Raw genomic sequence first — 11,179 nt, 5'->3', positions numbered from 1 at the left:
ATGAAGAGATAATTTTTCATCAAGGTTTGCCGTGGGTTCATCTGCTATGATGATTTTAGGGTTGTTTACATTTGCTCTTGCGATTGCAACACGCTGCTGCTCTCCGCCTGAGAGGTTTTTGATGATTGCATTTTCTTTATGTTCTATCTTAAACATGTTCATTACACGTTGAAGTTTTTCACTCGCAGCATCTGCTTCTGGATTTAAAGGGACAAGAGGAAGCAGAATGTTCTCTTTTACACTCAGAGTAGTTATAAGGTTGTACTTTTGGAATATAAAACCAATGTTATCTCTTCTGTACTCGGATGCAAAGTTGTCAGGCAGTTTTGAGATGTGTTTTGCATCTACGATAACTTCACCGCTTGTAGGTTTGCTAAGCGCCGCAATAAGCGAGAGTATACTGCTCTTTCCGCTACCGCTTGCACCTTTTAAGACTACAACTTCACCCTCTTTTATATTTAAGTTTATATCTTTAAGTGCCGTGATGACATTATTTTTATTTATCTCGTATGTTTTTGTTATGTTTTTTAGCTCTATCATCTTATAACCTCGTCAGCATCCAGAGTTGCCGTCTTCCATGAAGGGATAATAGTCGCTGCAATATAGACAGGGACACTAAGAAAAAATACTAAAAAGAGTGTCTGGACATCAAAGATAAAAGGAAGTTCAAACGATGTCTTTAGTTGAGAATAACCCGTAAATATATTTTGCAAAAGCGGTGCTTGAAAGATGTAAACAAATGCGAATGCCAAAATCACGCCTGCCATATAAGCAACAAATGAGATAATAAACCCTTCGTAAAACTTCTCTTTTAGCACATCATCTATTTTCCAGCCTATTGCTTTTAGGATTCCTATCTCCCTCTTTTCTTCAGAGCTAAGCCCGCTTGCCTTATCGTATATGATTATAAAAAAAGTGAAAAGTGAGATGATAAAAAGTGCTAAAAATATACCGCTTTTGTAGTCAAATATGTTTTGATAGCTTATTTTAAGATCGTTTTTAGTGATTATCCTGCTATCTGGAAAGATAAGTTTTATCTTAGCTGCTACGGTCGCTACTTCATCAGGATTTAGCACCTTAACGACTATATCTGTAGCTTTATTTTCTTCTATGTCAAATATCTCTCTGACATTCTCTTTTGACATTACTATCATATCGTTTGATTCTAACTGAGTATCACCGTCAAAGACGCCTACAATGTCCATCTTTTTTAGAGTTCCGTCTGGTTTTATAAAGTTGAAGTACTCTTTGTAATAGTTTTGACGCATAGTCTTTTTAACTCCGCTTCCGACAACCATGAAACTGTTTTGGCTCTCTCCGAGTTCTCCGCTTTTAACCACATTTTTTAGTGAGTTTTTATATTGAGCTTCAAACTCATCGACTCCCACTACAGAGAAGTTTACACCTGCATTTTCAAAATAGTAATATCCCCAGACACGAGCCACTGCATCTGCGACACCTGTAATACCGAGTATCTCACCCTGCAGGTCAACATCTATATCATAATGTCTTCCTGCTTTTATCTTTTGGACTACTATTTCAGGCAGTGCATCTACGGTAGAGTTCAACTCATATTTGATTGAGTTGGTTATGAAAAAAATGCTTGTCAGAAGAAAGATAAGAAGTGTCAAAACGGTTGTTATAAAAAAACTTTTATACTTCTGTCTCAGTATCGCATTAATGGCGTATTCTATAAGATAGAAGTTTATTTTACTTCGCATTTACATGTCCGTTTATGATATGAGAGTGAGAGTAGGTGTAGGTGGAAGGAAAGTACTCTCTAAGACTTCCGTCATCCTTGTAAATAGAAAACATGTCGCTCATACTTCTGTGTCTGATGAAAGTAGCTTCCGTAGAGATTGCCAAATCAGGAAGGCCGCTTATCGCTACAAACTCTTCTCTTTTGTTTTTACTCTCTTGACTCATACTCTTTGTAAGACCAAGATAAAAACTCTCGATGACAAAAACAAAGACAAGAGAAAAAAGTATAAAAAGCAGACGCGGTGTTTTAGGTGTGTATAGATATCTATTCATCTAGTTTATCTACTTCATCCGCATTAAGTGCTTCAAATTTTAAGACTTTGACACCTTTATGATCCATACTGAATGTCTTTGCATCTGAGAGTTTCTCAAAAGGTATCAGTTCATCACCCATTGGCCCGTAAACATCACTTCCCAATACAAAATAAGACTCTCTTGCCTCTATGGCTTTTTGAGAATAATAGTCTGTTACCAGGATTTTAGAGATGCCTTTTTTATGCACAAAGTAATATTTCATCAAATCTTTGACACCGTCAAATGAGTAGTGCATATCTCCGTAATGAATCTGTGCCGCCCACTTGGGATATTTATAGACAAACATTCCGCATACAGGGCACTTTTCATCATGAGTAACATGGATTTTACCCTTGATATCATCCAAATCTCCAAACCGTTTTACTTCCCACAGATAAAGGGCTAAAGCTTGAAGGTGCCCTTCTTTCAAAGGCTTACAAAGTTTATTATGTTGTATATCAGCTTTTAACTCATTAATCTCTATATAGTTATTTACGTCTATATCTTTATTGCATTTTTTTTCAAAGATTTTTTCACCCATAGGGTATATTTTTTTAATCTTTTTCTTTTTTATATTCTCATTATCGTGAAATAGAGTCTCTTTTGCAGACTTTATCGCTTCTTCAAAAGAGACTATGTTTCCGCCATATTCTTTTGTAAATTCTTTTGCCTGAGATTCTGAAGAAAATGCCAGTTTACTTGTTTTGCTCATAGTCCCTTTTACTCTGGAACCTAAAACATAGTAAGCACTTTTGGCATCTATGATTTTTTGAGTAGATGCATCTACTGCTTTGATACTCGAAGCTTCTATCCCGTACTCTTCTTTGTCTACAACCAGACATCGCATAGAGCAGTATTGTCTTGGAGTTTTATTTTTAAGTTTTGCGGTGTAGTTTGTTGCGTAAAACATTTTTAGATTCATACCGCAAACGGGACACCAATGCTTTTCATCCCCTTTTTGGACAAGAACGCTCTCTTTTAGCGCTTCTTTGGAAAAGCTTTTTGCATGTAGATTTATTGAGGAAAAAATTAGCAGAGTTATAAAAGCAAATATTTTTAATGTTGTCATAAAATTCCTTAATTAAGAGAAGTATTATTCTATCTGAAATTATTTATGGTAACTTGAAAAACACCAAAGCTATAGTAGTTATAGCTTTGATAATGTATAGTAGTGTCTATCTTTTTCCTAAATACAACCCTACAGCTTGAAGTTTTTTACCTTTCATATCTCCACAAATTTTACTTGATTGCACATATGCTTTTGCCTCGGCAGTCGAGTTAAACTTAATATCTGTTTTTTTACACATCTTGTTGTACATCATCTCGCCTTTTTTAGCCATCATTGCCTGTTTTTTAGCAATCATCTTCATCTCTTTTTCCAGGCTGTTTGAAGCAATCTTATATGTCTCTTCAAAGTTTTCAACTTTTCCGCCAAACTTCTTTGCAAAATTCTCTGCATCTTCTTTTTTAGCAAAAGCATACTTACTGACCATACTCATTGTACCTTTTTTACTACTGCCTACAACGTAAGTAGCAGTTCTTGCATCTATGAATTCAAGAGTTGTAACATCAACAACGATGATATCTTTTAATATACCTTTGTTTTTCATGTTTGTCTCTACCAAACAGTGCAGAGAACAATACTGCTCTACATGGTCACCATTATGCGCAGCGTGATTTGTTTTATAAAACATCGCAAGATTCATACCGCAGGCAGGACAAAACATCTTTGCATTTCCGCCTTGCATAATTGTAGCTTTATTCATATCTACACTTTGAAACATCTTCATCTGCTTAGCATCTTGAGGGTTACCTTTGCCCTCACCCATAGCACCAAAAACTAAACTACTAAGTATTAAAACACCTGTAATAATCTTTTTCATAATATCTCCTATTCTTATAATATACATAATCGTATCGAATATTTGTTAAAAAAGTGTTAAATATATGAAATTTTTTTAAAATATGTGGCTTATGATTTAAAAAGAGAAAATTGAAGGTGTATTACAGAAGAATGTAGAGTTTTATGAAATACGAAGAAGCATTAGTCTTCGCACAAAAAGGACAAGTAAACCTACAGCTAGGATTTTAAAGTCAAGTTCGCTTGCTATGTGAATATTTTTAAAAGTATCGCTTTGTGTAGCCTCTAGACCAATGGCTTGCATGGATAATATTTTTGGAGAATAAACGGCACTGAACATAAGAGAGGAAAAGACTACCGTTACCGCACTTGCAAAAGCTACGGCATCTCTTTGACCTATTTTATACATGGCAGCTTCATAGATTGAAACGCTCACGGCTACAACATAAAGCCAGTAGCTGAATCTGTGAAAGACTTCACCCATGATTATCCCTGAATTATAGTGGTCCAGGATAGTGTCTACCAAGATTTTGTCAGAGTGAAAAACAACAGGTGCCACAATAACACCAAGGACGATAACAGCGCCAAAAGAAGCCGCAAGCATAATCAAATAACTAAAATCTATGTAAATTCTTTTTCTCAAAGCTGTTACCACCCTATTTCTTAAATGTAAACCCACGATCAAAATTGCTATAGTCTTTATAAAATTCCAAACTTTCAAAATCTGTGTTTTTTAAATAATGACGTATTCTATCCTTTTGGTCATAACCCATCTCACATGTAAAAAAGTTAATCTCTCTTCTTAAGACTTCATCAAGTAGGTCCTGTATGATTTCATCACCTACATTTCCGCCAAACAGCGCGTTTTGAGGCTCATAAGAAAGGTTTGATTCTAAAACGACTTCATTTGCTATGTATGGAGGATTTGAGACAAGATAATCAATAGCTTCATCAATAGGCTCTAAAAGAGAACCAAGACGCAGTTCGATTCTGTTATTTAATTCAAATTTTTCTATATTTGTCTTTGCGATTTTTAATGCAGCTTCTGAGATGTCAACGGCAATAAATTTAGCATTTTTGTAATGTTGGGCAAGCACTATAGAGATAATGCCACTGCCTATCCCGACTTCTGCAAAAGTTATCTCTGCATCCGTATCAGGAAAATTTTTCAACACTTCATCTATGAGAAGTTCGGTCTCGGGACGGGGGATAAGAGCACCGGGGGCTATATAAAAATCCTGAGAGTAAAAACTTACACTATTTGTAATGTATTCAAAGGGCTCATTTTTGGCTCTTCTCTCTACCCATTCAAATAATTTTTTAACATCTTGGACTTCAAAGTTTTGGTTTGTTATAAGCCAAAGTTCGTCTTTATTAAGATGCTTCATTAAAAGAAGCTGTGCCTCTCTTGAAGCTCTCTCAATAAAAGGATTTAAAGCTGAAGTGATCTCTGCTAAAACATCTCTTACTATATATTTGCTTCGCATTTGCCCTCTAAAGAACTTTTATCTATATCTCCTACATCGACACCAAGCTCTTTTAATCTCTCTAAAACCGGCGGATGAGTATAGTGAAAAAAGATATATATAGGATGCGAAAGTGGAAAGCTTTTGTTTTCCGTTACAAGTTTTTTAAGTGCATTTGCAAGTTCTACTGCTCCGCCGTTTCCTGCTAATTCGCTTCCCATCTTGTCTGCTTCGTATTCGTTATGGCGACTGACTATTCCCATGATGGGCATCATAATAAAACCTAAAACAGGCATAAACAAAATCAAAAGTATCATCAGCAGATACGGTGCAGGAGCTATTCCCATCTCTAAATAAAGTGACTCAGGAAGATTTCCAAAGATGCCAAACATTACAAAAAGCATAGCACCGACAAGACCTATATTTTTATAAATATCTCCATGTGCAAAATGCCCAAGTTCATGTCCTAAAACTGCGAGAAGCTCTTTTGTAGAGAGTTTTTCTATGAGCGTGTCATAAAGCACGACTCTTTTTGCTTTTCCAAAACCGCCAAAGTAGGCATTGAGTCTTGCATCTCTCTTAGAAGCATCACTCACAAACACACCTGAGCTTACAAAGCCCGTCTTATCCATAAGAGTTTTTATCTCGGCATCCAAATTCTCGTCTTGAAGTGGAGTAAGCTTATCAAAAAACATCGCACGAAAAGCCGGATAAAGCATATTTATAAGTACGACCACAACAAAGATAAATACAAAACTCCACAGCCACCAAAGCGCAAAATTTGAGATGATCGTATAGATGCCCCATACTACCAATGAGCCAAGGATCAGAGTCATTACAAAAGATATAAGCGTATCTTTTATCCATTGTGCCATAGTCGATTTGTTAAAACCGAACTTCTCATCAAGTATGAACTTCTCATAGTATGAAAAAGGCAGTGAAATGACTGAGTTAATGACTATAAAACCCATAACAACGGCAACATTCATTATCGCCTCATCTTCAAAGACCATGCTGTTTGAGAGATAAGAAATACCAAAACCCATCCAAGCTATAAACATAAGATAGTCTATAAATGAACTCACTATAGACATCTTTTCTTTAGCAACTGCGTAGTTACCCGCCTTTAAAAAATCTGCATCTGATAGTAAGACCGCTTTTTTTCTTTTAGCCGAGTTTACATAGCCGATCTGCATTACGCTGGTGTAAATTGATATTAAAACATATAGTGTATAAATTGCGACAACCGTCATTAACATTTTGTGACCTTAATTTTTTTTCGTAATTGTATCAAAATTATCTCATCGGCACTTTTTTATATGTCTTATCAATTGAAGTCGGTTCCTCAGGAGTATAAAGACTCATAGATACCGCATAAACAACACCCATAATCAGACTAGATATCACAATGGCAAAGACAACTTTCTTCTTTTCTCCCTGCAATGCATAATAATCATCAATGTTTTCTAAATTTGGTTCATTCATTTTATCTCCTTTGCATCGTTTTAAATGCTTATATTTATTATTAGGATAATAGCAGATTAATTTTATATAACATAAGCATAATCAAACTAAAAAAAATATTTAAGTATCTGTTTTTTTAGTTTATATAGTTACCAATGATTTTGATATAATTGCACAATTACAAATATAGAGGTTTTTTGGTTGCGTTTTTTATTGGTCGTTTTTTTAACTTTTGTATTTGCAAATGCATCTTCATCGTACAATCTTGGTAAAAAACTATACTTAGAGAGGGGCTGTTTTTCCTGTCACGGGATGAAACTCGAGGGAATGCATATGTATCCCCGCCTTGCAAATCGGGCTCAAGGTTTTTTGACTTACAAACTAAAGAGATTTCGCGATAAAAAATCAGACAATCAGCAACAAGAGATGATGATAGCATTTGCTGAATCTCTAAGCGATGAAGATATAAAAAACTTAACTACTTTTATGACAAATTTTGTTGAAGAAAACAATGGAGACAGATATGACGACAGCTTTCAAGTACAAGGAGACGGCGGTTCATGAAAGTATTAGTTAGTGCATTAGAGCACTCTGCAAACATGCATCTGAAGTCTTTAAAAAAAGAGTTAAGTCCAAATGTAGAGTTTATCGGAATATTTGACAGTGAACTGGGCGATTCTATAGTAGACCTTAGAAGTCTTGCTATCATGGGTTTTGTAGATGCCATGAAAAAACTGCGCTACTTTTTTAAGCTGAATGCTCAGATGGTAGACTTAGCTCAAAAAGCGGACAAAGTCTTGCTTATAGACTCATCTGGCTTTAACCTGCCCCTGGCTAAAAAAATCAAAAAAAGATTTCCGGACAAAGAGATAATCTACTACATTTTACCTCAAGCCTGGGCATGGAAGAAAAAACGCATCCCTGTACTTGAGCGTACCATAGATCACTTGGCATCTATACTTCCGTTTGAGAAAGATTACTACTCTAAAAACGCTCCCATAACTTATGTCGGACATCCGCTTCTTGATATTATCAAAGATTACAAGCAAGAGCTCAACAGTGACGCAAAAAAGATCGCTTTTATGCCTGGAAGCCGCAAGGGTGAGATAAAAAAACTTATGCCGATTTTTAAAGAAGTAAGCCTAAAACTTGGGCTTGAATCGACTATCATAATTCCAAAGCACTTCACAAAAGAAGATATCAAAGAGCTTTATGGTAACCTTTTGGATTTTAAAATAGCTCATGATGCGCATAAAACTCTTTATGAAGCGGATTTTGCATTTATCTGCAGTGGAACGGCAACACTAGAAGCAGCACTCATAGGTACTCCTTTTGTGCTTAGCTACATTGCAAAACCATTGGACTACTTCATTGCGTCTAAACTTGTAAAACTAAGTCATATAGGACTTAGCAATATCATGTTTACACAGTTTAATGACAGAGACATGCATCCTGAATTTATTCAAGAGGATGTAACGGCGGATAATCTCATCAAAGCTTTTAATGAGTATGACAGAAGCACATTTTTAGATGATTCAAAAAATCTAAGGGCTTACTTAAAACACGGCAGTTCAAAGAACATAGCAGCAATTATAGAGGACACAAATGAAAATTAATTTTATAGATTTACAAGCACAATATTTAGAGTATCAAAAAGAGATAGACAGTGAAGTTTTAGAGGTATTCAGTTCGGCTCAATTCATCGGAGGAGAAAAACTAAACAATCTTGAAAAAAGTCTGGCTGCTTACACCGGAGCTAAACATGCTATCGGTTGCAGTAGCGGGACAGATGCTCTTTTACTCTCTCTTATGGCTTTGGATATCGGTTACGGTGATGAAGTCATTACAACTCCTTTTACATTTATTGCAACTGCTGAAGTTATAGCTTTTTTGGGAGCAAAACCTGTTTTTGTTGATATTGATGAAGAGAGTTACAACATAGACCCAAGCAAAATTGAAAATGTTATTTCAGATAGAACTAAAGCTATTATTCCTGTTTCACTTTATGGTCAATGTGCGAATATGGAAGCTATAAACGAAATTGCTACAAAACATGATCTTCCTGTTATAGAAGATGCTTGTCAAAGCTTTGGTGCTACATACAACGGTAAAAAATCATGTAACCTTTCAACTATAGGTTGTACAAGTTTCTTCCCGTCTAAACCTCTTGGTGCTTACGGAGACGGTGGAGCAATCTTTACAAATGATGATGAACTTGCCACAAAAATGAGAATGCTGCTTAATCATGGTCAAAACGAAAGATATAAGCATAAATACATTGGTATTAACGGTCGTTTGGATGCCGTTCAAGCTGCAGTACTAAACGTCAAGTTAAAACACTTTGACAAAGAAGTAAAAGCTCGTGATGAGATAGGTTCAAGATATAATGACTTACTTGAAGATGCAGATGTGATCACTCCAAAGATAGCTGAGGATAACATAAGCGTATTTGCACAATATTCTATCAGAGTTAAAGATAGAGAAGCAATGGTAGAAAAACTGAAGGCACAAGATATTCCGAGTGCCGTACACTATCCTGTCCCATTGCACCTGCAAGAAGCATTTGTAAATCTTGGATACAAAGAGGGTGATTTTCCAATAAGCGAGGAAGTCTCGACACAAATCATGTCACTTCCTATGAGTCCATATCTTACAGAACAACAACAAGATTTTATTGTTAAAACCATTAAAGGCGAATAATGCAAAATATAGCTATTGTCGGCTTGGGTGTAATGGGCAAAAACCATTATAACACTCTAAAAAATATTAAAAAAGCAAATGTCGTAGGATTGTGCGACGTTAACCACAGCAATGAATACGAAGAACCGTTTTATACGGACTTTGAAACCATGCTCGTTGAGACTAAACCTGATGCCGTTATCATTGTAACACCTACATTTTTACATAAAGAGACAGCTCTTTTATGTGCAAAATATGATGTTCACATGTTTATAGAAAAACCGGCAGCTTCAAGTGTTGCAGATGCAAAAGTAATGGCAGAAGCGATCAAAGAAAAAGCTCTTAAGAGTTGTGTAGGTCATATAGAGAGATATAATCCTGTAGTAAAAGCTCTTATAAACGAGATATCAGGACATGAGATTCTTTCTATCTCTATCACTCGAAGCGGAGCATTTCCACAGAGAATAGCAGACGTTGGAATTTTAACTGATTTATCCGTTCATGACAGTGACCTGATAAGATTTATCACTCAAAAAAACATAGTTAAGAGTGCAGTATTTAAGTCTCAAAAAATTCATAAAACTCACGAAGACAACGCCATCTTGGCTTTTGAACTTGAAGGTGAGGTAGTAGGAGATATCACTACAAACTGGCTTACTCCGTACAGAAAAAGAAGTATAGCAGTAGCTTGTAGAGTAGATGCGACAAGCAAAGTAAAATACTTTGAAGCCGACTTGATATCTCAAACATTAAAAGAGAGAATAAACATAGATGCTTCTTCACACACGACAAGAAACTGTTTTGTTGCCAGAAGCAATGCTCTGCAAGACGAACTTGAAGCATTTATAAACTATTTAGAGACCGGTGACAACGGTTCTTTAGCAACTGTGGAAGACAGTATTATTACACTGGAGATTGCAAATGATTCATGAGACTTCAATAATCGAAGACGGTGCTAAAATAGCAGACAATGTGACTATAGGACCGTTTTGCAACATAGGCAAAAATGTAGAGTTGAAATCAGGATGCATCCTAGAATCAAATGTAATTCTCAAGGGTAAACTTGTAGTCGATGAAGATGTAAGAATATTTAGTTTTACTGCTATAGGAAATGACAACTCAGATATTGAGATAGGTGAAAAAACTCACGTAAGAGAGTTTTCACAAATAGGCGCTCAAGAGGGTGAAGACGGTACAAATAAAAAAATAACTATCGGTGCAAATAATTTTCTTATGGGATATGTTCAGATATTGAGCGGGGCTTCTACAGGAGAGTTTTGTATTCTTACAAATGCAGTTAGAGTCAATGAAGATGTAGTATGTGAAGACAGGGTAATAGTCGGCGGTTTAAGTACGATAGAAGCAGGTAATACTGTAGGAACAGGTGTTATGATTGGCGGTGCTTCTTGTGTGGACCGTGATATACCTCCTTTTACTCTGGTAGAAGGTAATAAAGCAACAATCAAAGGCCTGAATGTAGTTGGTCTAAGAAGAAGACTGCAAGATAAAGATGACATAGAAAAAATCAAAACAATTTTTAAACAAATTCTGGGAGATGTCGTAGATAAAGAGCTGGCATCTGACATCGCAAAGAAACACGAAAACGAATACGCAAGAAAATTTGCTTCTTTTATATCAACGAGTAATATTTAAT

Annotated in this window: 14 protein-coding genes; 5 read left to right on the top strand and 9 right to left on the bottom strand. The window is 35.8% G+C overall.

The features are described from left to right. The 9 genes from ABYK18_RS11185 to ABYK18_RS11145 form a co-directional block, all read right to left on the bottom strand. On the bottom strand, positions 1–540 hold a 540-nt coding region (locus ABYK18_RS11185; protein WP_373036760.1), incomplete at its 3' end, for an ABC transporter ATP-binding protein. Then, a complete protein-coding gene (locus tag ABYK18_RS11180) occupies positions 537–1,721 on the bottom strand; it encodes an ABC transporter permease (RefSeq protein WP_373036759.1) in 1,185 nt (394 codons plus the stop codon). The genes ABYK18_RS11185 and ABYK18_RS11180, both read right to left, overlap by 4 nt. Further along, positions 1,711–2,034: a hypothetical protein gene (locus tag ABYK18_RS11175; protein WP_373036758.1), complete on the bottom strand. Its 324-nt coding sequence runs from the start codon at positions 2,032–2,034 to the stop codon at positions 1,711–1,713. Before ABYK18_RS11175 ends, ABYK18_RS11180 begins: the two co-directional genes overlap by 11 nt. Next, complete coding sequence (locus ABYK18_RS11170) at positions 2,027–3,124, bottom strand: nitrous oxide reductase accessory protein NosL (protein WP_373036757.1); 1,098 nt, start codon at positions 3,122–3,124, stop codon at positions 2,027–2,029. Before ABYK18_RS11170 ends, ABYK18_RS11175 begins: the two co-directional genes overlap by 8 nt. A gap of 106 nt (positions 3,125–3,230) precedes the next feature. Next, entirely contained in the window at positions 3,231–3,938 is a 708-nt protein-coding gene (locus tag ABYK18_RS11165) for a nitrous oxide reductase accessory protein NosL (protein WP_373036756.1), read from the bottom strand. 141 nt (positions 3,939–4,079) lie between these two features. Then, a complete protein-coding gene (locus ABYK18_RS11160; protein ID WP_373036755.1) occupies positions 4,080–4,559 on the bottom strand; it encodes a DUF4149 domain-containing protein in 480 nt (159 codons plus the stop codon). Positions 4,560–4,572: 13 nt separating this feature from the next. Further along, entirely contained in the window at positions 4,573–5,403 is an 831-nt protein-coding gene (gene prmC, locus ABYK18_RS11155; RefSeq protein WP_373036754.1) for a peptide chain release factor N(5)-glutamine methyltransferase, read from the bottom strand. Continuing rightward, positions 5,385–6,641, bottom strand: a complete 1,257-nt coding sequence (locus tag ABYK18_RS11150; protein WP_373036753.1) for a M48 family metallopeptidase — start codon at positions 6,639–6,641, stop codon at positions 5,385–5,387. Before ABYK18_RS11150 ends, prmC begins: the two co-directional genes overlap by 19 nt. Positions 6,642–6,678: 37 nt before the next feature. Further along, a complete protein-coding gene (locus tag ABYK18_RS11145; protein WP_373036752.1) occupies positions 6,679–6,867 on the bottom strand; it encodes a hypothetical protein in 189 nt (62 codons plus the stop codon). Between the two features lie 180 nt (positions 6,868–7,047). Between ABYK18_RS11145 and ABYK18_RS11140 the strand changes: the two genes are divergently transcribed. From ABYK18_RS11140 to ABYK18_RS11120, 5 genes are read left to right on the top strand one after another with little or no spacing between them, the layout of a single operon-like run. Next, positions 7,048–7,410, top strand: a complete 363-nt coding sequence (locus tag ABYK18_RS11140) for a cytochrome c (RefSeq protein ID WP_373036751.1) — start codon at positions 7,048–7,050, stop codon at positions 7,408–7,410. Beyond that, a complete protein-coding gene (gene lpxB / locus ABYK18_RS11135) occupies positions 7,407–8,462 on the top strand; it encodes a lipid-A-disaccharide synthase (protein ID WP_373036750.1) in 1,056 nt (351 codons plus the stop codon). The genes ABYK18_RS11140 and lpxB overlap by 4 nt, the downstream gene beginning before the upstream one ends. After that, complete coding sequence (locus ABYK18_RS11130) at positions 8,452–9,546, top strand: DegT/DnrJ/EryC1/StrS family aminotransferase (protein WP_373036749.1); 1,095 nt, start codon at positions 8,452–8,454, stop codon at positions 9,544–9,546. Before lpxB ends, ABYK18_RS11130 begins: the two co-directional genes overlap by 11 nt. Continuing rightward, the gene (locus tag ABYK18_RS11125; protein ID WP_373036748.1) at positions 9,546–10,457 is read left to right on the top strand and encodes a Gfo/Idh/MocA family protein; all 912 of its coding nucleotides are present in this window, start codon (positions 9,546–9,548) and stop codon (positions 10,455–10,457) included. The genes ABYK18_RS11130 and ABYK18_RS11125 overlap by 1 nt, the downstream gene beginning before the upstream one ends. Further along, positions 10,447–11,178 (top strand): acyl-ACP--UDP-N- acetylglucosamine O-acyltransferase, encoded by a 732-nt coding sequence (locus ABYK18_RS11120; protein WP_373036747.1) that lies wholly within the window; start codon positions 10,447–10,449, stop codon positions 11,176–11,178. The genes ABYK18_RS11125 and ABYK18_RS11120 overlap by 11 nt, the downstream gene beginning before the upstream one ends. Position 11,179 lies beyond the last annotated feature (1 nt).

This window comes from Sulfurimonas sp. (genome assembly GCF_041563495.1).
Classification (GTDB): Bacteria; Campylobacterota; Campylobacteria; order Campylobacterales; family Sulfurimonadaceae; genus Sulfurimonas.
The sequence above is the reverse complement of the archived record's forward strand: the minus strand, read 5'-3'. Positions and strand labels throughout refer to the sequence as shown.

Bases quoted from the DNA above. Each gene is read 5' to 3' on its own strand.
- ABYK18_RS11180 (WP_373036759.1), bottom strand. From the start codon at position 1,721: ATGCGAAGTAAAATAAACTTCTATCTTATAGAATACGCCATTAATGCG.
- lpxB (WP_373036750.1), top strand. From the start codon at position 7,407: ATGAAAGTATTAGTTAGTGCATTAGAGCACTCTGCAAACATGCATCTG.
- ABYK18_RS11175 (WP_373036758.1), bottom strand. From the start codon at position 2,034: ATGAATAGATATCTATACACACCTAAAACACCGCGTCTGCTTTTTATA.
- ABYK18_RS11120 (WP_373036747.1), top strand. From the start codon at position 10,447: ATGATTCATGAGACTTCAATAATCGAAGACGGTGCTAAAATAGCAGAC.
- ABYK18_RS11150 (WP_373036753.1), bottom strand. From the start codon at position 6,641: ATGTTAATGACGGTTGTCGCAATTTATACACTATATGTTTTAATATCA.
- ABYK18_RS11165 (WP_373036756.1), bottom strand. From the start codon at position 3,938: ATGAAAAAGATTATTACAGGTGTTTTAATACTTAGTAGTTTAGTTTTT.
- ABYK18_RS11145 (WP_373036752.1), bottom strand. From the start codon at position 6,867: ATGAATGAACCAAATTTAGAAAACATTGATGATTATTATGCATTGCAG.
- ABYK18_RS11130 (WP_373036749.1), top strand. From the start codon at position 8,452: ATGAAAATTAATTTTATAGATTTACAAGCACAATATTTAGAGTATCAA.
- ABYK18_RS11170 (WP_373036757.1), bottom strand. From the start codon at position 3,124: ATGACAACATTAAAAATATTTGCTTTTATAACTCTGCTAATTTTTTCC.
- ABYK18_RS11125 (WP_373036748.1), top strand. From the start codon at position 9,546: ATGCAAAATATAGCTATTGTCGGCTTGGGTGTAATGGGCAAAAACCAT.
- prmC (WP_373036754.1), bottom strand. From the start codon at position 5,403: ATGCGAAGCAAATATATAGTAAGAGATGTTTTAGCAGAGATCACTTCA.